The sequence below is a fragment of the Veillonella sp. genome, assembly GCF_018364065.1.
In the GTDB taxonomy this organism is placed as follows: domain Bacteria; phylum Bacillota; class Negativicutes; order Veillonellales; family Veillonellaceae; genus Veillonella_A.
This window is the reverse complement of sequence record NZ_JAGZMO010000004.1, coordinates 154,729-179,078: the sequence shown is the minus strand read 5'-3', so window position 1 is coordinate 179,078 and position 24,350 is coordinate 154,729. Positions and strand designations below refer to the sequence as shown.

21 protein-coding genes are annotated in these 24,350 nt (G+C 42.1%); all 21 read right to left on the bottom strand.

What is annotated here, in order from left to right:
* Window positions 1-10: 10 nt before the first annotated feature.
* Entirely contained in the window at window positions 11-790 is a 780-nt protein-coding gene (locus KHZ77_RS05715; protein ID WP_295196551.1) for an ABC transporter permease, read from the bottom strand.
* A gap of 29 nt (window positions 791-819) precedes the next feature.
* The gene (locus tag KHZ77_RS05710; protein ID WP_295196549.1) at window positions 820-1,587 is read right to left on the bottom strand and encodes a DUF4422 domain-containing protein; all 768 of its coding nucleotides are present in this window, start codon (window positions 1,585-1,587) and stop codon (window positions 820-822) included.
* Window positions 1,588-2,688, bottom strand: a complete 1,101-nt coding sequence (gene glf, locus KHZ77_RS05705; protein ID WP_295196547.1) for a UDP-galactopyranose mutase — start codon at window positions 2,686-2,688, stop codon at window positions 1,588-1,590.
* Window positions 2,689-2,736: 48 nt separating this feature from the next.
* Entirely contained in the window at window positions 2,737-4,176 is a 1,440-nt protein-coding gene (gene wbaP, locus KHZ77_RS05700; RefSeq protein ID WP_295196545.1) for an undecaprenyl-phosphate galactose phosphotransferase WbaP, read from the bottom strand.
* Window positions 4,177-4,239: 63 nt separating this feature from the next.
* Window positions 4,240-5,109, bottom strand: a complete 870-nt coding sequence (gene galU / locus KHZ77_RS05695) for a UTP--glucose-1-phosphate uridylyltransferase GalU (RefSeq protein WP_295196544.1) — start codon at window positions 5,107-5,109, stop codon at window positions 4,240-4,242.
* A gap of 434 nt (window positions 5,110-5,543) precedes the next feature.
* The gene (gene rplT / locus KHZ77_RS05690; RefSeq protein WP_295196542.1) at window positions 5,544-5,894 is read right to left on the bottom strand and encodes a 50S ribosomal protein L20; all 351 of its coding nucleotides are present in this window, start codon (window positions 5,892-5,894) and stop codon (window positions 5,544-5,546) included.
* 34 nt (window positions 5,895-5,928) lie between these two features.
* Window positions 5,929-6,126, bottom strand: a complete 198-nt coding sequence (rpmI, locus tag KHZ77_RS05685; protein ID WP_295196540.1) for a 50S ribosomal protein L35 — start codon at window positions 6,124-6,126, stop codon at window positions 5,929-5,931.
* Between the two features lie 20 nt (window positions 6,127-6,146).
* Entirely contained in the window at window positions 6,147-6,668 is a 522-nt protein-coding gene (gene infC, locus KHZ77_RS05680; RefSeq protein WP_295196539.1) for a translation initiation factor IF-3, read from the bottom strand.
* A 254-nt stretch (window positions 6,669-6,922) separates the two neighbouring features.
* A complete protein-coding gene (locus KHZ77_RS05675; RefSeq protein ID WP_295196537.1) occupies window positions 6,923-7,915 on the bottom strand; it encodes a glycosyltransferase family 2 protein in 993 nt (330 codons plus the stop codon).
* A 125-nt stretch (window positions 7,916-8,040) separates the two neighbouring features.
* Complete coding sequence (locus KHZ77_RS05670; RefSeq protein WP_295196535.1) at window positions 8,041-9,048, bottom strand: NAD-dependent epimerase; 1,008 nt, start codon at window positions 9,046-9,048, stop codon at window positions 8,041-8,043.
* A gap of 65 nt (window positions 9,049-9,113) precedes the next feature.
* Window positions 9,114-10,280, bottom strand: coding sequence for a nucleotide sugar dehydrogenase (locus KHZ77_RS05665; RefSeq protein ID WP_295196534.1), 1,167 nt, complete (start codon window positions 10,278-10,280; stop codon window positions 9,114-9,116).
* Between the two features lie 31 nt (window positions 10,281-10,311).
* Window positions 10,312-11,229 carry a glycosyltransferase family 8 protein gene (locus KHZ77_RS05660; RefSeq protein ID WP_295196532.1) on the bottom strand — a complete coding sequence of 306 codons (918 nt, stop codon included), beginning with the start codon at window positions 11,227-11,229 and terminating at the stop codon, window positions 10,312-10,314.
* 450 nt (window positions 11,230-11,679) lie between these two features.
* On the bottom strand, window positions 11,680-12,105 hold the full coding sequence (locus KHZ77_RS05655; RefSeq protein ID WP_295196531.1) for a HutP family protein: 426 nt from the start codon (window positions 12,103-12,105) through the stop codon (window positions 11,680-11,682).
* Window positions 12,106-12,359: 254 nt separating this feature from the next.
* The gene (locus tag KHZ77_RS05650) at window positions 12,360-13,316 is read right to left on the bottom strand and encodes a dihydroorotate dehydrogenase (protein WP_295196926.1); all 957 of its coding nucleotides are present in this window, start codon (window positions 13,314-13,316) and stop codon (window positions 12,360-12,362) included.
* A 53-nt stretch (window positions 13,317-13,369) separates the two neighbouring features.
* Window positions 13,370-14,317, bottom strand: a complete 948-nt coding sequence (locus tag KHZ77_RS05645; protein ID WP_295196529.1) for a dihydroorotate dehydrogenase electron transfer subunit — start codon at window positions 14,315-14,317, stop codon at window positions 13,370-13,372.
* Between the two features lie 8 nt (window positions 14,318-14,325).
* Window positions 14,326-17,529 carry a carbamoyl-phosphate synthase large subunit gene (carB, locus tag KHZ77_RS05640; RefSeq protein ID WP_295196527.1) on the bottom strand — a complete coding sequence of 1,068 codons (3,204 nt, stop codon included), beginning with the start codon at window positions 17,527-17,529 and terminating at the stop codon, window positions 14,326-14,328.
* 8 nt (window positions 17,530-17,537) lie between these two features.
* On the bottom strand, window positions 17,538-18,611 hold the full coding sequence (carA, locus tag KHZ77_RS05635; protein WP_295196525.1) for a glutamine-hydrolyzing carbamoyl-phosphate synthase small subunit: 1,074 nt from the start codon (window positions 18,609-18,611) through the stop codon (window positions 17,538-17,540).
* Window positions 18,608-19,897, bottom strand: coding sequence for a dihydroorotase (locus KHZ77_RS05630; RefSeq protein WP_295196523.1), 1,290 nt, complete (start codon window positions 19,895-19,897; stop codon window positions 18,608-18,610). The genes carA and KHZ77_RS05630 overlap by 4 nt, the downstream gene beginning before the upstream one ends.
* Window positions 19,881-20,831, bottom strand: coding sequence for an aspartate carbamoyltransferase catalytic subunit (locus KHZ77_RS05625; protein ID WP_295196522.1), 951 nt, complete (start codon window positions 20,829-20,831; stop codon window positions 19,881-19,883). Before KHZ77_RS05625 ends, KHZ77_RS05630 begins: the two co-directional genes overlap by 17 nt.
* 359 nt (window positions 20,832-21,190) lie before the next feature.
* The gene (locus KHZ77_RS05620) at window positions 21,191-22,081 is read right to left on the bottom strand and encodes an energy transducer TonB (protein ID WP_295196521.1); all 891 of its coding nucleotides are present in this window, start codon (window positions 22,079-22,081) and stop codon (window positions 21,191-21,193) included.
* Between the two features lie 37 nt (window positions 22,082-22,118).
* The gene (locus KHZ77_RS05615) at window positions 22,119-24,284 is read right to left on the bottom strand and encodes a TonB-dependent receptor (protein ID WP_295196519.1); all 2,166 of its coding nucleotides are present in this window, start codon (window positions 24,282-24,284) and stop codon (window positions 22,119-22,121) included.
* Window positions 24,285-24,350 lie beyond the last annotated feature (66 nt).

Here is a 24,350-nt window from a genome sequence, read left to right as displayed (position 1 = left end):
AAAGTTTATATTATATATACATTAAGAAGTTATTTTGTAGTTTTCGGAAGATAAGCGTTCCCACAATTAAAGTAAAAAAACTTACAAGAAAACATAACACCGTTAATTCAATTGATGGTATTGTATTATTTAAAATAATTTCTCTAAAATACAATAAAATATAATAAAGTGGATTTAATAATAAAATTTGTTTAAACTCTTCTGGGACAATAGTAAATGGATAAAAAATAGGTGTTAAAAAAGACCATGCAGTTGTAAAAACACCATAAAGATGAAACATATCTCGAAAATAAACTGCAACAGAAGATACTATCAAGCTAACACCTAACGAAAAAACCAAAAGGAGTAATAATGGTATTGGCAATAGTATCAATTTTTTTGTAATATGTACATTTGTAACAATCATAACAATAAAAATTGCAACCATACTAAATAACATTGTTACAAAACTAGATAGTACTCTTGATAATGGGAATATTATCTTTGGTACATATACTTTTTTAAGTAATGCTGCATTACCAACTATTCCGTACATAGCTGAAGTAGTAGATTCTGAAACAAAATTAAATACAACTTGCCCTATAATTAAATACAAAGAATAATTAGGTAAATCAAATCTGAAGACATGCGAAAAAACTATTGTCAGGATACACATCATCATTAAAGGGTTCATTAAACTCCATAAATATCCAAAAAAAGATTTTCGATATTTAATCCGTAAATCTCTTAAAACTAATTCCTTTAATAAAGGCATATAATTATATAATATATCAATTTTGCTATTTACCATTGCGACCTCTTTAATAAACTAACATTTTACTAAATAAAACTCCGTATTTTTCTAAAAACAAAACGCCCTCCTTTTTTTAACCAATTCTGTTTCTCCATAAATGAAACATTTTGTTCTTTATAGAGAATGTTATTTTTTTCAAGCCAAACGTCTAGCAGTATTTCACTGACAAAACCGAATACCCGAGCTTCATATGTATCATATTCTGAAATATCTATTCGCTTCTCTAATTCGAATAAAATAGTAAATAGCCATTCGCAATACCGATTATATAAATCTCTTCTCATTACAAACATATTAAACATGTGTGCCCATGTACGATTGCACACCAGATCAAATGCATAACTATAATCAGGACAAACTTCTCTTATAATTTGCTCTGTTACATCCAGCCCTGTACTATAGTGCGCATGATTATAATGAGAGCGATTACTTTCAATATAATATTTACGCTTATCAGCTACTACTGCCGGATAATTGGATAGCAATTCTTGCCATTTTTCACCAGTAAGAATTTGATGCTTCTTCTTATCTAAATTACGAACCTCTTTATTTGTAAAATACCGTCTATAATGAACAAGCCCTATATAATCGGCCTCTAAGTTTTTCCAGGCCCAATATAAAGCAGTTAATTCACAATAATTAGGATTTTTAAGCGAAATATTGTCCCCTGTATTATCGCCTATATAACCTAAATCCTGCATTCCTTCTTTACCTACATGAATTGGCATATACACATTATCGGAAGGCATCCAATATTGTTTATGAGTCGCTACAAGAATCTTAATATTAACCACTTAATTTAATTCCTTTTCCACTAAGCGTAATGCACTTGCAATTACTTTATCCATATCATAATACACATACTCGGCTAAACGCCCACCAAAGATTACATTATTTTCTTCCTTGGCTTTTAACGCATATTTAGTGTATAAGTCCTGGTTTTTCTGATTATTTACAGGATAATATGCTTCATCGCCTACTTTCCAATCTGCCGGATATTCTTTCGTCACATACGAAACCGGTTGTTTACCAAATTCAAAATGTTTATGTTCAATAATTCGAGTATAAGGTACATCATCATCTGTATAATTCACTACGGCTACGCCTTGATAATTTTCTGTTTCTAAACATTCAGTTTCAAAACGCAAACCACGATACTCCAATTGACCGAATTCATAATTATAGTACTCATCAATTGGACCTGTATATACAATTTTATCCGCTATCTTAGATAATTCTTCCCGTTCTTTAATAAAATCTACGCCTAAACGAACTTCAATACCTTCTAAGATATTTTCAATGAGTTTAGTATAACCACCTTCGGGAATTCCCTGGTAACGATCATTAAAATAGTTGTTATCATAGGTATAACGAACCGGTAAGCGTTTGATAATAAAGGAAGGAATTTCCGTGCAAGGACGTCCCCATTGTTTTTCTGTATAGCCTTTAATGAGCTTTTCGTAAATATCGGTACCTACTAAACTAATAGCCTGTTCTTCCAGGTTTTTAGGAATATCAGTAATCACTGAACGTTGCTTCTCAATAATAGCTTTTGCTTCATCCGGAGTTGAAATGCCCCACATTTTACTGAATGTGTTCATATTAAACGGCAAGTTATATATTTCGCCCTTATAATTAGCTACTGGAGAATTCACATAGTTATTAAAAGTTGCGAATTGATTTACATAATCCCATACATATTTCATAGAGGTATGGAAAATATGAGCTCCATATACGTGAATATTGATGCCATCTTTATTTTCGCAATACATATTGCCACCAATATGATTTCGACGATCTATAACTAACACTTTTTTACCACGTTTATATGCTTCATGAGCGAACACAGAGCCGAATGGCCCTGCACCAACAATTAAATAATCATATATATTCATCTCTGAGCCTCCAACATAAATTATTTAAAAGTGCTAATTTTATCACAATCAATATGCCCCTTTACGTTTAATTACTACCGAAATTGTTTTAACCAAATATACAATATCAACCCAAACTGACCAATTATGCACATACCAGGAGTCCATACGAACGCGTTCATCATAGGTCGTGTCACTACGGCCACTCACCTGCCATACACCGGTAATTCCAGGCGGCACGAGGTAAAAGTCTTGAATATACTCTCCATATCGTTCAACTTCTTCAGAAACAATAGGTCGTGGTCCAACCAAGCTCATTTCTCCTTTTAAAACATTTAACAACTGTGGTAATTCATCAAGACTTGTCTTTCGTAAAAATTGTCCAATTTTAGTAATTCGCGGATCATCCTTTAACTTAAAATCACGATACCATTCTTTTCTCGCTTCAGGATTATCTTTTAAATATTCACTCAAAGCCTGTTCTGCATTGATGACCATAGATCGAAATTTATAACAGTAAAACTCCTTTCCGTGTTGTCCTACTCGCTTATGTGGAAAAACTATAGGGCCAGGATCCGACATATAAATCAAAGCTGCAATAGAAATCATGAGCGGTATAATGAACCAACTTGAAAGGATAATCAGGCATATATCAAAGAGTCGTTTTACAAATCGATAATAAGGCCTTGCCAAGTTGTTTTTTACGCTAACCAACAGCATATTCTCTTCCATTAAACCTTGAACGGACACATTCGCTGCCGGCATGCCGATTAATTCTGGTACAAAGGATACATTTTTAACTAATATCTCCAAACGATTTATGAGTGTAATTAATTGCTCCGGCGGTAATCCCGGCGCACACACAATAACATGTTCAATCTTGCTGTTGCGCACTATATTTTCAATATCATAAAATCCACCGAGTAAAGGATATTTTCTTACTAGAGTCTTGCAAACTGGATTATCATCAATAAACCCTACGATTTCATAACGCATGATCGGATGTCGTTCAAAAGATTTTAGTAGTAATTCTGCCGTTTTTCCTGCTCCAATAATGATTACAGGAATTTTAAGGATACCTTTATAAATTAATATGCGCTCTAACGTATAGCGCCCTACCAACACCCATATGAAGGTAAGTATCCAGGAAAATAATATAAATAGACGTGACACATCTCCGGCCACATTAGCTGCATACATTAAAAATACAGTGAGCAAAACACTATAGGAAACGCCTTTAAATATATTTCGAACACGGTCCCAGTAAGGCAATGCAATCTCATAACAATTGGTAAGAAATTGCATGAATAGAAACAATGCCGGTGCTATCAAGTAAATATAAATACTGCGTATATAAAATGATTCACTTACAGGTGGAAACATCCATATCTTACGAAGATGTAAAGCGCTATTTAGCCCTAAAACCACCATAAAGTAATCAATTATTAACAAACATAAAGGCAGTAAGTATGTACAGTTTCGTTTTAGCAAAGGAATTTCTTGATTCATAGCATAGCAAACCCTTTCCTTGTTTTTCCGCGACATAATCCTAGATAAAAAATAGATGTATACTTAAAATGAAGAAATATCTAACTTCATTAAATACTCTCTTAATCCTTTACCTGTTAATTCATGGCGTAATCCGAATTCAATCATCGCCTTTAAATACCCCAAGCGATTACCAATATCATATCGAATACCATCATAAGCTAGTGCATATACAGAACCATTCAATTGTGCAATAGCATCTGTAAGTTGTAACTCATTTCCCGCATCTAAAGGAGTATTTTCTAACGCTTCAAATATTTCAGGAGTTAATATGTAACGTCCTAATACAGCTAAATTTGATGGCGCTAACTCCTTTTTTGGTTTTTCTACAAGCCCGTTTACTTTATACAAGTTATCCTCAATCATATCACCTGAGATAATACCATACGAACTAATACGTTCTTCCGGCACACGCTGTGTTCCTAGTACAACCCCATTATGTACATTATAAACATCAACAAGCTGTTTTAAACAAGGATACTCCGGATTGTACACTACATCATCACCAAGCAGAACTGCAAACGGTTCATTTTCTACAAAAGCCTTGGCACAATAAATAGCATCACCCAGTCCACGTGGTGCTTTCTGTCTGATAAAATGAGTCTTCACATCTGCTAATCTGCGCACCATGTCTAATTGCTTTTTCTTTCCCTGCTGTTGCAACAATTGCTCCAACTCAACACTCGTGTCAAAATGATCTTCAATGGCTCTCTTATTACGACCAGTAATAATTAAGATTTCTTCAATTCCGGACGCTAACGCTTCTTCCACAATGTACTGGATAGCCGGTGTATCAACAATAGGAAGCATTTCCTTCGGTTGAACTTTCGTTGCCGGTAAAAAACGTGTTCCAAAACCAGCTGCAGGGATAACAGCTTTTCTTACTTTTGACATAACAGGGCACCTCACCTTAAAACATGGTATTTTAATAGTGTACTAGCTGCTCTTTCTAAATAAATTAATACATAAACCTTTTTGCTTTAACTTTATAACAGCCGCAAACACTCCATCAATAATTATCACATTATTTCATTATAACATGTAGCTATGAATTTAACATTGACTATTAAGACTAATATTAATACTTCTTTATTATCGTTCGAATTTGCTTATTTAATCACTAGTTTTTAACTAGGAATAACTCAATTTCATTTTATTATCATTTAGCTAAACTATATAATCAAATTATTTTATATCTAATGTAAATTATTTTGTTGTGACTTGAATATCTTATCACCTCAAATATAAAAAAAAAACACCAATAATTAAAGCTAACTTTATACAAAGTTCTCTTCTCTCATTGGTGTTTTATAAGTTGTATTTTGTTATTAAGCGTTTTTAGCGATTTCTACGAATTTAGCAAATGCTGCTGCATCATTTACTGCCAAGTCAGCTAACATTTTACGGTCAACTGCAACGCCTGCTTTAGTTAAGCCTGCGATGAAACGGCTGTAAGTTAAACCGTTCATACGGCTTGCTGCGTTGATACGAGCGATAAACAATTTACGGAATTCGCGTTTTTTCGCACGACGGTCACGACGAGCATAGTAGCCGGCTTTCATTACTGTTTCGTTTGCTTTTCTGAACAAACGGCTACGAGTACCACGGTAACCTTTAGCTAATTTTAAAATTTTCTTATGACGTGCATGAGCTGTAACGCCCTTTTTCACTCTTGCCATTCTATGTTTCCTCCATTATCTACAAATTAACGACTTATGCGTATGGTAAGCATTTAGAAACGCGTTTGTGGTCAGCTTTACTTACTAAAGCAGCTTTGCGAAGATTGCGTTTACGACCAGGAGCTTTCTTTTCCAAGATATGGCTCTTGAATGCTTTTGCACGCTTAAATTCACCGGTACCGGTTACTGCAAAACGTTTAGCCGCTGCACGGCGAGTTTTAATCTTTGGCATAATTAATTATCCTCCTCAAATTATCCTTTTTTTGCTAATATCATTGTCATATTTCGACCTTCAAGCTTAGCGTCTTTCTCTACTACAGCTTGTTCGCCTAATTCTTTGGCGAAACGGGTTAAAACATTTTGACCTAATTCAGGATGGCTCAATTCACGGCCACGGAACATGATTGTTACTTTAACTTTGTTGCCGTCTGCCAAGAATTTGGCAGCGTTCTTCATTTTAACGTAGAAATCATGATCCTCAATATGTGGACGAAGCTTTACTTCTTTCAAAGTGAAAGTCTTCTGTTTCTTCTTTGCTTCTTTTTCGCGTTTCTGTTGTTCGTAGCGGAACTTACCGTAGTTCATAATACGGCATACAGGTGGTTTACCGTTTGGTGCCACTTCCACTAAATCTAACTGATGTTCTTCAGCTAACGCTAATGCTTCACGAACAGTCATAATCCCCAGCTGTTCATTGTCAGCACTTACTACACGGATTTCGCGAGCGCGAATCTCTTCATTAATACGTGGTGTATCTTTACTAATAACAGTCACCTCCAAGTACAATACTTTGTTATTTAAAATGTTATGTAATATATAATAAAAAAACGGATGGCATAACGCCATCCGATACGAGCTAAGTCATTCTATACAGCACAACAAATAATGCTATGCGTGTATAACTCTATACAACCCGTTACTTCGTGATAACAGGTGAGAAGCGGATGGCCTCTACTTCTTATATCTCTCAAAAGAGTACTTTAATAGTATATCTGTTAAGACATACTTTGTCAACCACAAAAATTAAATTATTTGTTCGATTTTATATAACTCTTAATAAGTTGGGCATATAGTGATACTTTAGCACTTACATAATGAACAAATTCAAATTTGTCAAAGCTCTTTATATATATTTGATATTTACCATTCAAACGCTGACGATTATAAGGTAATTTAAGTTCCGCCCGTAGTAACTCAGTGGCATAAACGAATCGTTCGTCTTTCTTGTCATCAGCTCCATAAAAAGCAGTCAAATAATACAATATTGACTTAATTAAAGCCCCTCTGGCTTCTTCTATACATACTGATTTTGCTATGGCAAACTTCAAATATTCTTCACAAGCCAACACGTAGTCAAATCTTTTTTTAGAATTAAATATACTTGTACTACATATGCCGCAAGGATTTTTTCTATAAAAATAAAGTTCTTTTTCTATTGTTCCACAGCGCTTAGTCTTTTCTATTATATAAGGTGCAACAAAAGTGTCTTCGAAAAATCGTCCTTCAGGAAATCTTATATTATCCCAAAGTTCTTTCCGATAAACTCTCCCCCAAGCTATTGCCCAGCTATTAGCTATACACTTTTTTATTCGTTCCTCGTACTCATCTTCCAAACTTAGCGTAACATCTCCGGTACCACTACTACCGTCTCCCGATCTGTACGCCAAAAAACGAACAAAATCCAAATTATGTTTTTTAACAGCGTCCATTGACAATTCAAAGGCTTCCAATAATACGAAATCATCAGAATCCACAAATGTTATATATTTCGCTGTACTTACCTCTATGCCCCTATTTCGGGCAGCACTAAGACCTTTATTTTCTTGATGAATTACTTGAATACGAATATCTTTTTTTGCATACTCATCACAAATATCCGGACTTCTATCAGTAGCCCCATCATTAATCAATATAATTTCAAGATTTTTATATGTTTGATTACATAAAGATTCAATACATTCCCTTAAGTATAGCTCACAATTGTATACAGGAACTATAACTGATAATAATTCCGGCCCCATTGACCCTCCCTAAAGCCAACCTCTAATACCTTCATAAGTTAGTATAATGAAATCCCCTAAATTTCACTATATTGTACCGTATTATACCATATTATCCGGAAATCATCAAAATCATACATATAAAATCATTTTATCGAGTAATACGCTTTATACCATGCCGCAAACTTCCCTATGCCCTCTTCAATAGAGGTCGCCGGCTTAAAATCAAAGTCTTTCTGCAACTCACTTACATCGGCATAAGTCTGATACACATCACCCGGCTGCATAGGCAAATATTCTTTTACAGCCGTTTTGCCGATAGCCTGCTCTAACACGTCAATGAAGTGCATGAGTTTTTCCGGTTTATTATTGCCAATGTTATACACCTTATAACGATCGCCTTGTTCATTTTCCTTCGGTGGATTATTCAGCATATGCTCGATACCTTCCACAATGTCATCCACGTAGGTAAAATCGCGATACATGTCACCATCATTATAAATCTGAATGGCCTTACCTTCGAAAATTTTATTGGTAAATTTAAAATACGCCATATCAGGTCGGCCATACGGGCCATACACAGTAAAGAAGCGCAGTCCTGTTGCCGGGATTCCATATAAATGGCTATATGTATACGCCATCAACTCGTTCGACTTCTTAGTTGCCGCGTAGAAGCTGATTGGATGATCCACATTATCGTCTGTAGAGAACGGGGTTTTCTTCTGATTGCCATATACAGACGAACTGGAGGCAAAAAGCAAGTGCTCCACTTCATGATGACGGCATGCTTCCAAAATATTGAAGAAGCCGATAATATTGGACTCCAAATACACCTGTGGATTATCGATACTATAGCGAACGCCGGCCTGTGCTGCCAAATTCACTACAATAGCCGGTTTATATTCATCAAAAATAGCTTCTACAGCTACTTTATCTGCCAAATCGCCTTTAATAAAGGTAAACTTTGGATACTTCGCCAAAATTTCCAAACGACTTTCTTTGAGCGATACATCATAATAGTCGTTCACATTGTCAAAGCCGATAACCGTTCCGTCCAATTCCAACAGACGTTGTGCCAGATGAAAACCGATAAACCCGGCTGCTCCGGTTACAAGAACTGTTTTTGAATTATCAAAGGGATTGTATGCCCCCATCTCTTCACATCCTTTTCCCAATATGTCATATCGATTAATAGAAAACTTGAGCACACTTCATCAAGTTAGTCTCTAGCGAATAAATCTCTCGTATATACTTTATCCGCCACATCGTCTAGCTCTTTCGACCAGCGATTTGTAATAATAACGTCGCTGACCTTCTTGAATTCGTCCAAGTCTTTAATAACGCGCGATCTGAAGAAGTCAGGAGCATCTAACGTTGGTTCGTACACTACTACTTCAATGCCTTTCGCTTTTATACGCTTCATAACGCCCTGGATAGCGGACGCTCTGAAGTTATCAGACTCGCTCTTCATTGTGAGGCGGTACACGCCCACAATATTCGGTTGTTTCTGAATAATCATATCCGCTATATGGTCTTTACGAGTTCTGTTCGCTTCCACGATTGCGGACATGAGATTCTGTGGTACATCGTGATAGTTTGCCAAAAGCTGTTTTGTATCCTTCGGCAAGCAGTAGCCGCCATAACCGAATGACGGATTGTTATAAAAATCACCAATACGAGGATCCAAGCTGACACCTTGAATAATTTCATCCGTGTGCAGACCGCGCATTTCAGCGTAGGAATCCAACTCATTGAAATAAGCCACACGCAATGCTAAGTAGGTGTTTGCAAAGAGCTTAATCGCTTCCGCTTCTGTTGAACCGGTAAACAGCACATCAATGTCTTTCTTCAATGCCCCGTCTTGAAGGAGTTTTGCAAATGTTTTAGCTCGTTCAGAACGTTCACCTACAACGATGCGGGATGGATATAAATTATCATACAAAGCCTTACCTTCTCGCAAGAATTCCGGTGAAAAAATAATATTTTCCGTATTGTATGTGTGACGCATCTTTTCAGTAAATCCAACCGGTACCGTTGATTTAATAATCATAATTGCATCTGGATTAATATCCAGCACTTCTTCAATCACCGCTTCCACAGAAGACGTATCAAAGAAGTTTTTCTTCGGGTCATAGTTAGTCGGCGTAGAAATGATAATGTACATCGCATCTGTAAATGCTTCTTTCGGATCCAATGTTGCCTTAAAGTTAATATCCGACCGTTTAAGGTATTCCGAAATTTCTTTATCAATAATCGGGGATATGCCCTCATTCAATTGTTTTACTTTTTCCGGCACAATATCCAAGGCCACAACCTCATTGTGCTGCGCCAACAGCAATCCGTTGGATAAGCCTACATAGCCGGTCCCGGCAATTGCGATTTTCATGATCTATTCCTTCTTATCTCTCTACGATTTTTTAATTCTTCTTATTTCCACCCAATTTATACACTGTGCGAAGTGCGGCATACCAGAACATTCCCTGTAAATATTTGCCATAATGTCCCAAGGATTTCTGGTAACGGCCCCATTGCTGGAAGTCGTGATAATTCTCCGGTTTTTTAATAGGCAGAATATTGGTAATTGTTTCCCACGGAGATTTTTCATTGTACATACGCCACTGTGCATCGCGTTCCGTAACGACCATCTGCCAAGGTTTCCGGCGTCCTGTCCAATGCGTAATGACAGTGTCCGCCTGACCTTCCGGATCGCCGCCGGAGCGATTATATTTTGACGGCAAGAAGTAGTTAGTTCCGTCAAACACTAAATTTAGTACGTCCTGGCTTTGTCCCAGAAAGCGTTTTGGCGGTTCGTTCTGATAGGAAAACGCTTTTTTTGTGATTTCCTGTTTTTCCCACTGATTAATGTCTATTAACATAATGCCGTCATTGAAGTATTTTCCATTTTTCAAATTCAAATAGCCGACCCGATAAGTAACCGCTTCCGGATGCTCAGAAACAGCCCCCATGGCTGCCCCATTCATATCCAATTCCCAAAGTTCTCGTAAAGAACCACAACACATAGTATCCGCATCAAGGTAAATGCAGTGATCGGTATACTTTTTCAACACCTTCGGCATATAGATGCGTCCATAGGTAATGCGTGAGAAACGGGCTACTTTGATATGAAAGTCTTCAAAAGGCTTCATGTCCAAATGATATAAAATGCAACGACAGCCCCAGTCTTTAGCGAGCTGTTCGATTTTCTTACTGTTTTCTTCACTGTATCCGTCGGTAAAAAGGTGGAAAACGAACGGTTGTTCTTTGTTGGTTTCCAATACAGATACCACGGAGGCGCCCATAATATGAATAAAGCCGTCATTCACATTATATGCCACATGGTAAGCCTGCTCACCTGGCTTTAAGTCAAGGAAATTATAATCTATTTTCGATTTTATAAAATTTGCTTCTTCAAAAAAATTGGAAGGAAACTCTTTCATTATTATTCTCCGTTTGATAATTATTGGTAACTAGGAAATCCTGTCAATTTGTCTATCTAAATATTATAACATATTTTTAAATTGGACTTGGAGAGTTTTAAACTTATATTTTTTTGAACCGTCGTCAAATCTGTATTATCAATAAAACGTCCGATGCATTCTCCTGTTCGTCTATTGGTGCTAATAATGATAGATTCGATAGTTTCAAATAGCTTCTAATTTTCACAAATAAGCGCCCCCACGTTAAAAGAGACCATCCGGAACACTCTCAAGTCCCCTCAGGTCTCTAATCTTCATTTATTAGGTTTTCCAACTGTGATTTAACGATTATGCTTTAACGGTTATACCTTAACCTTCATTCGCCGGCAAGCTTCGATGTGCAATGGCCACAGCGATTTCGTTAAGGTGCAAGATGCCAACGCCAATGTAAATGGCTACGCTAATGTGTTCGCGGTATCGGGCAATGCCGATTTTACCGCCCACGTTAAGGCCAATAGCTTTACGCTTCAACTGTTCCAACGCTTCCTGGGTAGCTCCGATTACAGCACCTTCGCCGATATGGTTATCAGCCACTACTTTTTGACGCTGCGCCGCTACTACGGCGTGTTCAATGATTTTCGGAATGGACTGCACGAACTGCCCGCCGAAATCAACGGCTACGGATCGGATCCCCTTTTCCTGTAATTCTTTACGTAAAATCTGCTCTTTTTCCCTGGTTTCTGTTATGGCCAACTGCAACGCTGCACGGCCAATAGCAATACTATTGTACTCCATGTAAACCTCCTACCATACTACTTAATACAATACATAGTAATTATATCATAGGCAGTGATTATATAAAAAGAACCGCCCCGAAAAATACAGTTTCCTGTATTTCGGTACGGTTCTTTATTTTTCTTATAAAGCTATAGCTTACTTATGTAACCCCAAATAGTTTCCTATAAAGCTACTTGTATTGATATAGCCATTGCAATTAGGTAACTAATATGGCTCACACCTTATTAAGCCACAGCTTATTAAACCACAACTTATCTATACGGCTGCAACGCCCCAACGAGTTCGCTCACGTGAGCTACGCCGTTTTCGTTGCAGTATTGTTTCATGCCATCTGCGATGAGTGCGATGGCGCGAGGATCAACCATGGAGGCTGTTCCGACGGATACGATGTCCGCACCGGCCAGCATGAATTCAATGGCGTCGGTACCGTTCATGATACCGCCCATGCCCATAATCGGCAAGTCGATAGCCTGCGCTACCTGATGAACCAGGCGCAATGCTACCGGTTTTACAGCCGGGCCGGACAGACCGCCATAGAGGTTGCCCAATACAGGACGACGTGTTTTCACGTCGATGGCCATGCCAAGCAATGTATTAATCATGCTGATGCCGTCAGCACCTTCCGCTTCAACAGCTTTGGCAATTTCCACAATATCTGTTACGTTTGGCGATAATTTCATAATCACCGGTAAGTTTGTTTTTTCGCGCACGATTTTACAAACAGCCGCCGCACTTTCAGCGCTGACACCGAAAGCCATACCGCCGTTTTTAACGTTTGGACAACTGATATTAACTTCGAAGCCTGCTACGCCTTCTACGGACAAGGTTTGCGCCATGAAAGCATACCCGTCGATGTCCGCCGCAGAGATGTTGGCCAAAATTGGCACATCGTATTTTTTCAGTTCCGGTAAAATGTGTTCCACGAACGCTTCGGCACCCGGATTTTCCAGGCCGATGCAGTTCAACAAGCCCGATGGCGTTTCCGCAATACGCGTACCTTCGTTACCGTTACGCGCTTTCGGCGTTAAGCCTTTTACGGAAATGGCACCCACTTCATTGCTTAGGTCCAAATAGTCTGCGTATTCAAGGCCGAAACCAAATGTGCCGGATGCGGCTACGATCGGATTCTTCATTTTAATACCGCAGAAGTCTACAGCCAGTTCCTTATGAGCCGGTTTTTTACCGTTCAAATCTTTTTCGTGGTCCATGTATTGATAGCCTAATTCACCGTGGTCTCCCAGGCGTTTTAAATGTTCATGACTCATTCAAAGAACACCTCCTCCGCAGGGAATACAGGGCCTTCTTTACATACTTTGTAGCGTTTGCCGCTACGACCGTGACAGCCGCAACCGAGGCAGCCGCCGGTGCCGCAGCCCATGCGTTCTTCCAGGGATACCTGGCAAGGCACGGCGTAGTCTTCCGCCACTTTGGCCACACCTTTCATCATAGGTGTAGGGCCGCAGGTCAATACAGATGTAAATCCGATTGAAGCTACAGAGCCGTTTCCGTTTTCTGCAGGCACAACCTTTTTACCGTCCACATCAACTAATGTTTTAGTCCCTACCAGGTAGGGTTGCAAGTTGCGTTTTTCTTCGCCCCGTTCGCTCGTAATGAGTTCCGGCATGATGGCTGTAGGGAAGCCTTTTGTGCCAACAGAGCCGTCGTCAGTCGTCACGTAAACGTCTACCGGGCAATTTTTAAATAAATCGGCCCAGAAGGTTTCCGACTCGTTGCGGAAGCCAAGCACCACGGTGGCGCGTTTCGATGGAACCGGTTCGATTTTTTCTTCATCTTCTTCGTTCGTATAGCGGGCTGTATTTTCCACTTCGTTCAGTTTGGATGCAATACAGAGCATCGGTGCAATACCTACGCCGCCGCCTACGAGCAGCATATTATCTGTGAGCTCAAACTGGCTGCCCAAAGGTCCCAGGCAATCCAGTTCGTCCCCTTCTTCCAGGCAGGTCATCAATTCGGTGCCGCTGCCCACCACACGATACAACAAGGTAATCGTGCCGTTTACACTGTCAAAGCCCGCATAGCTGATGGGGCGGCGCAATAAAGGCGCCGTTCCACCGGTTACACGTACATTACAAAATTGTCCGACCTTAGCTTCGGCCGCTTGTTTAGGGGCGTATAGATCCATAATCCATACATCGGATCCGATTTGCTCATTGCGGAGCACTCGCGCCATTTCTACATATCCACTCATGGATCTGATCACTCCATCTCAAAATCTTGTAACGCTTCTACTTCAATTTTAAATTCTTCACTGGCTCGACCGGCTACTACACGTAATACTTCGCGTGCCGTATCGAGAGATGTTAAGCAAGGTGTGCCCATTTCAACGGCTAAACGACGAAGTTGGAAACCTTCGCGTTCAGGGCGTTTGCCGTAAGTCAAGGTGTTGAGCATTAAGTCTACTTCACCACGACGAATTAAGTCGGCACAGTTGTTTTCACCTTCGTGAATCTTGTTAACGATTACGCAAGGGATGCCGTGTTCTTCAAAGTATTTGCCGGTACCGCCGGTTGCCTGAATGTGGTAACCCAAGTCGATGAAGCCTTTCGCCAAGCGAGATGCTTCTTCTTTATCGCGGTCCGCTACGGTCATAAGGATATGGCCTTTTTCAGGAATACGCATGTTGGCGCCGTGAATAGCTTTGAACAATGCTTCGGAGTATGTACGGCCGATACCCATAACTTCCCCGGTGGATTTCATTTCAGGCCCTAAGGCGATTTCTACGAGACCCATTTTCGAGAAAGAGAATACAGGTGCTTTCACAGCCACATAGTCTTTAGCAGGTACGAGACCGGTAGGCAAGCCCATGGATTTGATGGTTTCGCCTAAGGCGATGCGTGTTGCATATTCGATCATGTTGATGCCGGTTACTTTACTGATAAATGGCACTGTACGGCTAGAACGAGGGTTAACTTCGATTACATTCAGTTCGCCGTTCGCAACGATGTACTGAATGTTTACGATACCTTTTACATTAAGGCCTTTCGCAATGCGGCGAGTGTAGTCTACGATCTGTTCAGTAATTTCCTCGGATAAATGTTGAGCCGGATATACGGCAATGGAGTCACCGGAGTGAACGCCGGCACGTTCGATCTGTTCCATGATACCAGGGATACAAACGTCTTCGCCGTCCGCAATGGCGTCAACTTCTACTTCCATGCCCACCATGTAACGGTCAATCAATACAGGATGGTCTTTGGAGGCCACTACCGCTTCTTTCATGTAAACGTCCAATTCTTTGTCGTTGTACACGATTTCCATAGCGCGGCCGCCCAATACGTAGGAAGGACGAACGATTAACGGATAGGACAAGCGTTTAGCCGCTTCGATCGCTTCTTCATGGCTTGTTACGAGAGCCCCTACAGGACGAGGAATGCCCAATTCAGCCAATAAGGCGTCGAATCGTTCGCGGTCTTCCGCCATGTCGATGCTGTCCACGGAAGTACCGAGGATTTTTACGCCCCGTTCAGCCAAAGGACCGGCCAAGTTGATAGCGGTCTGACCACCGAACTGTGCGATAACACCGATTGGGTTTTCTTTGCGAATAACTTCCATTACGTCCTCCACTGTAAGTGGTTCGAAATAGAGGCTGTCCGATGTATCAAAGTCCGTACTTACTGTTTCCGGATTGTTATTGATGATAATAGACTGTTTGCCTGCCTTGCGAAGTGCCCAGGAAGAGTGAACGGAGCAATAGTCGAACTCTACCCCTTGGCCGATGCGGATAGGACCGGAGCCCAATACGATAACGCTGTTATCGCCGCGTGGCACCACTTCGTCTTCATAAGCGTACGCACTATAGTAGTAAGGTGTGTGCGCTTCGAATTCAGCAGCACAAGTATCTACATATTTATAAGTTGGGAACAACTTGAATTCATTGCGTTTTGCCAATACATCTTCAGCCGTTGTGTTAGCATAACGGGCAATCACTTTGTCCGGCATGCTGTATCGCTTAGCGGTGCGAAGGTTTTCTTCAGTAACGCCGTTCTTAGCCAAGTCTTTTTCCACGTTTACAATATTCTTAATCTTGTTGATGAAGAATGTGTCGATTTTCGTAATGAAATGGATTTTTTCCACGCTGATGCCCGCACGAAGAGCCTGCGCCACAACATAAATGCGTTCATCATCTACAAGGCGTAAGCGTTCGATGAGCTGTTCCGGAGTTTCATGGGTAATCTTAGGCAATTCGATATGATCTAAGCCGATTTCCAAGGAACGGATAGCTTTCAATAAGGAGCCTTCTAAAGTACGGTCAATGGCCATAACTTCGCCGGTTGCCTTCATCTGTGTACCCAATGTGCGGTCAGCCAAGTTGAATTTTTCGAATGGCCAACGAGGGAACTTCGTTACTACATAGTCCAAGGATGGTTCGAAGCAAGCCTTAGTTTCACCGGTTACGGCGTTTGTAATGCTGTCCAAGGTCATCCCGAGAGCAACTTTCGCAGCCACTTTCGCGATTGGATAGCCGGTTGCTTTAGAAGCCAACGCGGACGAACGGGATACACGAGGGTTAACTTCGATTACATAGTACTGGTTGCTGTAAGGATCCAATGCGTACTGAACGTTACAGCCCCCTTCGATTTCCAAGTAGCGAATAATGTCTACGGAAGCGGTACGAAGCATTTGGTACTGTAAGTCGTTCAAAGTCTGGCTTGGTGCCACAACGATGGAGTCACCGGTGTGAACCCCTACAGGGTCGATATTTTCCATGTTACATACGATGATGCAGTTGTCGGCAGCGTCGCGCATAACTTCGTATTCAATTTCTTTCCAGCCTGCTACGGAGCGTTCTACCAGAATCTGATGAATCGGGCTGAGCTTAATGCCGCGAAGCGCGATCATGTACATTTCTTCTTCGTTGTGAGCAATACCGCCACCGGTGCCGCCTAATGTGTAAGCAGGGCGAATGATGATTGGATAACCGATGCGGTTAGCGAATTCAACAGCCTTTTCCACGTCGCTGAAAATATCACTTTCAGGTACAGGTTGGTTAATGCGTTTCATCGCTTCTTTGAAAAGCTCGCGGTCTTCCGCCTGTTTAATAGCCGCCAAGGTTGTACCGAGTAATTTTACATCGTATTTTTCAAGGACGCCCGCTTCGGACAATTCTACCGCCATGTTGAGGCCTACCTGGCCGCCCAAGGTGGCAAGTAAACCGTAAGGACGTTCTTTGCGAATAACTTCGGTTACGAATTCAAGGCTGATCGGTTCAATATATACGCGGTCCGCAATGTCGCGGTCTGTCATGATTGTAGCCGGGTTGGAGTTTACCAACACAACTTTGTAACCTTCTTCACGTAAGGAGCGGCATGCCTGTGTACCGGCATAGTCAAATTCCGCAGCCTGGCCGATAATAATCGGGCCGGACCCGATAACGAGTATTTTCTTTTGTTCCATTGTCACAGCCCTCTCTATTTTTTAAATTCATCCATCATTTTTTCAAATTCATCGAACAAGTATAAGTTGTCAGTTGGTCCCGGAGACGCTTCCGGATGGTACTGAACGGACATAACAGGCAATGTGTTGTGAACCATGCCTTCTACAGTGTTGTCGTTCACACTGCGATGCGTAATTGTAATGTCCGCTGCGTTGAGGCTGTTTTCATCCACTGCGTAGCCATGGTTTTGCGATGTAATGTAAACGCGGCCTGTGCGAAGGTCTTTTACCGGATGATTGGATCCGCGATGACCGAAGCGCATTTTATAAGTGGAACCGCCAAACACTTGAGCCAATACCTGATGGCCCATGCAGATACCGAAAATAGGTTTCTTGCCTACTAATTTCTTGATTTCCTCTACGGCGAACTGAAGATCTTGAGGGTCCCCCGGGCCGTTGGATAAGAAGATTCCGTCAGGATCGACGCGCAACACATCTTCAGCCTTTGTATCAGCCGGGAAAATGGTTAAGCGACAACCGCATTCTTCCAAGGATTTTAAAATGTTTTCTTTAATACCGAAGTCGTAAACGGCTACATGGTACTGTGCGTCATCGCTGCCGCGATAGCCTTCCCATTTTGTAGTTACGCGCATAACCTGGTCAGTTGGCAAGGACTGCTGCAATAAAGCGTCAATGCGTTCCTGTGGAGTATTAATCGGACATACAACACCTTTCATAACGCCGTGGTTACGGATGCGGCGCGTAATAGCGCGAGTGTCTACGTCGTATAAGCAAGGAATGCCGTACGCGCGAAGATTTTCTTCGAAAGTGCCTTCATTCTGCCAGTTGCTTGGGAAGTCGCACAATTCGCCTACGATCATAGCACGGCAATATGGTTTCGGTGCCTGCACGATATCGCGGTACACACCGTAGTTACCGATTAATGGATATGTTAATGTAATAATCTGATCCGCATAGGATGGGTCTGTTAAAATCTCCTGATAACCTGTCATCCCCGTGTTAAATACAACTTCGCCGAGGATAGGAGCGCCGCCTAGGAATTGGCCTTCATATACGCTGCCGTCTTGTAATACTAATTTACCTTTCACCGGATCACAACTCCCTCTTTCATAACAATTTCGCCATTTACAACTGTAAGTTTTGCTTTACCCGTCAAGGTCATGCCGTCGAACGGACTGGTTTTACCTTTCGTGTAGAACTGATTGCGGTCCACGGTCCAAGTATCATCAGTGCTGAACACCGTGATATCCGCCGCTTTACCTGCTTCGAGAACGCCTGCATCGACGCCCATAATCTGAGCAGGTTTCACGCTCATAAGACTTACAATTTCATCAAGGGATAAAATTCCCGTTTTATATGTATGTGTAATTACAGCCGCCAAGGATGTTTCCAATCCGCTGAAGCCGTTCGGAGCACAGCAGAATTCCACATCTTTTTCTTCTTCCGCATGCGGAGCATGGTCTGTAATAATCGCATCGATAGTGCCGTCTTTTACGCCGGCCAACAAAGCCTGGCGATGGTCTTCCGAGCGAATCGGAGGCGCCATTTTAAAAGCCGGATTGTATTCACGCAAGTATTCGTCAGTGAAGGATAAGTGCTGTGCTGTTACTTCGCAGGTAACATTGATGCCCTTCGCTTTTGCTGCGCGAATCTGATCCACTGTATCTTTACTGCTTACGTGCGCAATGTGAATGTGACCGCCGGTCATTTCAGCCAGGAGCAAATCGCGTGCCACCGCCATATCTTCCGCTACGGCAGGACGGCCTTTCACCCCCATCTGGTAAGCCACGAAACCTTCGTGCATATGACCTTCACAAGTGAGGGAAATTTCTTCCGCATGGTCGATAACAGGTTTGTTAAACATGCTGGAGTATTCCAAGGCGCGGCGCATGAACGCGGCGCTTTCCACGTAGTGGCCGTCATCGGAGAACCCGACTACACCGGCTTCCGCCATATCGCCCATTTCAGCTAATTCCTTGCCTTTAAGGCCTTTACTTACGGCACCCATGAACTCAACCTTTACAACGCCGGTCAATTCCGCCTGTTTGCGAAGACCGCGTACCAATGCCGCATTATCCACTACCGGATTGGTGTTGGCCATAGTAGCAATGCGTGTGAACCCGCCGGCAGCCGCCGCCTGAGTACCGCTGTAAAAGTCTTCCTTCGCTTCCTGACCAGGTTCACGAAGGTGCGTATGCATATCAATGAGACCCGGTGCCACGATAAGCCCTGTGGCATCATATACTTCATCGGCTTCAGCCGTTAAATTCTTACCGATTTCGGCAATCTTGCCGTCCACCACTAAAATGTCGGCGATTTCATGTTGTTGTTTGGCCGGATTTACAACCGTACCACCTTTAATCAGCAAGCTCACTGCCGTCACCTCCTATAATCGTCAAGTATAATACTGCCATGCGAACGGCCACGCCGTTGCGAACCTGTTCCTGAATCACTGACTCGTCGCTGTATGCCACGTCGTGCGCGATTTCAAGACCGCGGTTCATTGGGCCCGGATGAAGAACCATTACATCAGGTTTTGCTTCCTGCAATACTTTTTTATTGATACCGAAAATGCGTGCATATTCACGATTTGTCGGATATAAGGCGGAGTTAATACGTTCCAACTGAATGCGGAGTACGTTAACTACATCTGCATCTTTTAAGGCTTCGCGCACATCATGATGTACGGTTACGCCCATTTTTTCCATTTCAGGATATACCAAGGTACGAGGACCTACCAAGTGTACATCGGCACCCATTTTAGTGAAGCCGTAAATATCGGAACGGGCTACACGGCTGTGCATAATATCGCCGGCAATGACGATTTTTAGGCCTTCCAAGGAGCCTTTGCGTTCGATAATGGAGTACATATCAAGCAGTGCCTGTGTCGGATGTTCGTGCGCACCGTCACCGGCATTGATGATGATTGGATCTACCACTTTAGTGGCGTATAAAGGAGACCCTTCAGCACTGTGACGCATTACGATTGCGTCAGTGCCCATGTAGGACATAGTGAGCAATGTGTCGCGGAAACTTTCGCCCTTTGCCATCGAGCTGCCGCTTTTGGAAATGTTGATTACATCAGCGCCTAAGTACTTACCGGCTAATTCGAAAGAACTTCTGGTGCGAGTACTGTTTTCCATAAATAAATTGATAATGGATTTGCCTTTCAAAAGAGGATGTTTCTTATCATCTGAAAGTACAATCTTCTTCATTTTCTTGGCTACTCGTAAAATGAGTTCAATCTCTTCCCGGGATACGTTTTCCAATCCCAGAAGGTGCTTGCCCTTTAAACTTACTTGTCCCATTGTCAGCCTCCTAACTGATATCAAAAAAGACCTTTTGCCAGAGGCAAAAGGTCTATAGCAGACGTAGTGATACACCCATGGCCACACGGGTCCCTACTATGTTCCTTTACTAGCCTCACAGGACTAACTTAAAAGGTTATGATTTCAAACGAACAGTCTCTCGTACTGTTTTTCTGTTTCTTACTCCTTTATTTTACCTGTAGGAACATAGCCTGTCAAGGCGAAAGCTCGTGAAACCTCGTGTGGCATTTATCAAACTTATTGATGGTAAAAATCATAGTCCTATACGCGTAGAACTCATAGCTCTATGCGAATAAGATTCATAAACTTATACGAATAAACTTCATGTGCTTATTACGCTATTGCGGGTAAAACTCAATGGGCTTCACCATATACATGCGGATGTTGCGGCCTTCGTAATATATAGGCGCGAATTTCATACCATAGGCCGCCCGAACAGCCTCCTCCTTAAATCCCAAGTTAGGCGCATCATTCATTACTGTCACATCAGAAATGCTCCCGTCCGTATCTACCAGAATTCGCACATTCACACGTACCACTTTCGAATAGCCTACGGTGCGAGCTTCATCAGGCCACCGTCCCTCCGCATCACGAAGCAATGTATAATCCACATTGCTGCCGTCAGTGGCCGTATAAATGCCGTCACCGCCTAAGGAAAAGCCGGCGCCCAGACCGTTACCGCTCCCCTCGCCGGTACCTCGGCCATCTCCATCCGCATCACCGTTGCCGTTCCCCGATCCGGTGCCGGTGCCTGTTCCGTTTCTGAATGCACCGTGACCGTCAGGATTCCTGCCAACTCCGGAGCCATTTCCTGTTACATCCCCTGTCATTGACGTAGTCGCTGTTGAGGCTGTAGTTCCATTGGAATTAATCATAGTCGCAGAGTGTGTTAACGAGTTAGACGCTACCCCATGAGCGTCATTCATCGTACGACTCGTAACGATTTCACCGGACTCAATAGCCTGGTCTATTTCCTTCATTGCGGCCTGAACCATGGCTTCAGTGCCTGCGCTTTTGACGGGCATGGAAATATTTCCCACATTACCTAATCCGCCCGCATCACCGCCTCCACCACTGCCGCCTAAACTGCCTCCGCCGCTAATTTCAATCTCCACATATGTCGGAGCCGGAGGCGTGGCCGGCCAATACACAATGGCCGCACCGATGAGAAACAACGTTACTGCATGAATTCCAACGGAGTCTATACAACTTCGATACCACCTGTCCAACTGCTTCAACTCCTCCCGAATTATTTATTACAGCATATTAGAATGTATATTTAGCACCGGCAAAGTACATGCGTTCCGCACCCGGTACATAGGTATAGAAGCCGTCACCACCATATTCATAGTAACGTTTATTGAATACGTTAGTGATGCCGCCATACCAAGTAACACTGTCATTGGCCTTATAATTGACATTAATGTCAAATAAGCCGTAAGACGCCATGATGCCGTCAGTTTCTTTATTCGCATCTTCAAGGAAGTTATTGTACTCACCAAAGAAAGTATATTTCAATCCGATTGTCCATTGATCGTTAGGACTGTAATCGGCACGGAGCAAGGCCTTATACTTCGGCACTTTTTTGAGCCCGCTCTTCGTATAATTTACGATGCGCTTACCGTTGGACACCATGTAATCGCGGCCCCACTCGGTATAGTCACTCTTACCTTTCAGGTATGTCAGACCTTCTTGAAATCTCCATTTACCAACGCGCTGACTGAGAGATAATTCAATGCCGTGACGCTTCGTTTTTAACAAATTCAACGTCTGATAAGATAAACCGTTTTTATCCATAATGTAGAAGCGATTCAGCTGATTGTTCGTTTCATTGTAAAACGCTGTCAAGCTTACAGCGGATGCGCCGATTTTATCGCGAACACCTACTTCATAAATATTGAAAATTTCATCATCCGCATTGGTCGGCACATACCGTTTAACACCATCTATTCTAACTTCATCACTGATCTGAATGCCGTCCGGCGTCGTATAGCCCCGTTCCCAACGAGCATACACGCGCCCTAAGTCACTGTAGTGATACGCTGCAGAAAGTTCAGCCGCTACATTGTTACGCACCGACGTATCCGCCCCGCTGATGTTATTACCGGTCTTATCAAAACCCCAGTCGATGACTTCTCGACGAATCCCTTGGGTCATAGTAAAGCGACCGTTTTTAATTGTATTAAGGGCATAGATAGCTTTTGTTTTCTTGTCGTAATTAAACGAATACGGCTTCAACGTATACGTTTTCTTCTTCGAATTCACTAATTTATAGTCGTTGTAATCGAGATTCGCCTTTTGCTGCATGTAATCGATGCCGATTAATAAATTATCTTCATTGCCATAATCGTAGCCGAACTTCATACGTGTACCGCGCGTGCTGTGATCCATCTGCTTATCAGACGTATTGATATTTTTATAGTACCCTTCGTTATAGAAAAGCTCTGTATCGAAGTACCAATTGTCTGCGAAGTCATTTCGATAATGAGCAGAATAAGTTGTTAATTCCCTGTCACCATAGAGATAGCGGCGTCGCTCTTGAATAATTTTATGCCCCTCCGCATCAAGCCCTATGGTTTCTTTTTGAAAGTCCGGTACATAGTTAGGGCCTGCCGAGGCCAATGTTTTCGCATTCACATTTTCAATGTGCTGCCCTTCTTCCTTTAAGCGGCTCGCACGGATTGTAAAGTATTGCTTCTCTGTAGGCTGTGCATGAATCCCTACCGCATAATAGTCACTGTTGCGATACGTGTTGACAAAGTATAAATCGCGGTCAATTTTAGAGTAATCAACTTCCATCTGCGCCTTCTCGCCCAATGGAGCCACAACGGCCGCATTCAGACGATAGCCTTTGGAATTCCATTCTGTAGACACGGTACTCTTTTGTGCCGCACCGTCTCGCAAATTCGTTGTAATATTAATTACACCGCCCACGGCGCCGGAACCATATAATACAGAACCGCCACCGGGAACAATCTCAATCTTTTCAATCTGTTCGATTGGAACAATGTCGTAATTACTTTGTAGCGGATGATTTACTAACGTTGTAACCGGTGCACCATCGATTAACACTTGAATATTGCGGTTTGCCTGATCGGATCCCTGACCGCGAATATCAATATCCCCGGAGCCTGTGGCCCCTACCATAATACTTGGCACATCACTCAGTGCCTGCGACACCGATGTATACCCCTTTTCCTGTAAATCTTTCTTATCCAAAACAATAATCTGCTTTGTTTCTTTTAAGCGATTAATCTCCACGTATTCCTGCTGAATCTTCGTTGCTTTCAGCACAATACCGGAATCAACCGTCGTGGAATCCGCATTAGTAGCGGTCTCAGCCGCACTGACTCCGGCCCCGAAATATGGCGCCGCCAACGCACTTACAATCAATCCGGTCAATATAAACTCTCTAGTTTTCAATTTTTTCATTATAAACCTCTAACTCCCTTATATGTTTCATGTACTCCATGTCATACCTAACTACCATCTAATAAA

What these genes read in the sequence shown, in the direction of transcription:
- KHZ77_RS05655 (WP_295196531.1), bottom strand. Translation starts at nt 12,105, where the DNA reads ATGGAGTACAATAGTATTGCTATTGGCCGTGCAGCGTTGCAGTTGGCC.
- galU (WP_295196544.1), bottom strand. Translation starts at nt 5,109, where the DNA reads ATGTCAAAAGTAAGAAAAGCTGTTATCCCTGCAGCTGGTTTTGGAACA.
- KHZ77_RS05625 (WP_295196522.1), bottom strand. Translation starts at nt 20,831, where the DNA reads ATGGGACAAGTAAGTTTAAAGGGCAAGCACCTTCTGGGATTGGAAAAC.
- wbaP (WP_295196545.1), bottom strand. Translation starts at nt 4,176, where the DNA reads ATGAATCAAGAAATTCCTTTGCTAAAACGAAACTGTACATACTTACTG.
- KHZ77_RS05675 (WP_295196537.1), bottom strand. Translation starts at nt 7,915, where the DNA reads ATGGGGCCGGAATTATTATCAGTTATAGTTCCTGTATACAATTGTGAG.
- KHZ77_RS05645 (WP_295196529.1), bottom strand. Translation starts at nt 14,317, where the DNA reads ATGAGTGGATATGTAGAAATGGCGCGAGTGCTCCGCAATGAGCAAATC.
- KHZ77_RS05665 (WP_295196534.1), bottom strand. Translation starts at nt 10,280, where the DNA reads ATGAAAATCGCAATTGCCGGGACCGGCTATGTAGGCTTATCCAACGGA.
- glf (WP_295196547.1), bottom strand. Translation starts at nt 2,688, where the DNA reads ATGAATATATATGATTATTTAATTGTTGGTGCAGGGCCATTCGGCTCT.
- rplT (WP_295196542.1), bottom strand. Translation starts at nt 5,894, where the DNA reads ATGGCAAGAGTGAAAAAGGGCGTTACAGCTCATGCACGTCATAAGAAA.
- KHZ77_RS05715 (WP_295196551.1), bottom strand. Translation starts at nt 790, where the DNA reads ATGGTAAATAGCAAAATTGATATATTATATAATTATATGCCTTTATTA.
- rpmI (WP_295196540.1), bottom strand. Translation starts at nt 6,126, where the DNA reads ATGCCAAAGATTAAAACTCGCCGTGCAGCGGCTAAACGTTTTGCAGTA.
- KHZ77_RS05615 (WP_295196519.1), bottom strand. Translation starts at nt 24,284, where the DNA reads ATGAAAAAATTGAAAACTAGAGAGTTTATATTGACCGGATTGATTGTA.
- KHZ77_RS05670 (WP_295196535.1), bottom strand. Translation starts at nt 9,048, where the DNA reads ATGGGGGCATACAATCCCTTTGATAATTCAAAAACAGTTCTTGTAACC.
- KHZ77_RS05650 (WP_295196926.1), bottom strand. Translation starts at nt 13,316, where the DNA reads ATGGACCACGAAAAAGATTTGAACGGTAAAAAACCGGCTCATAAGGAA.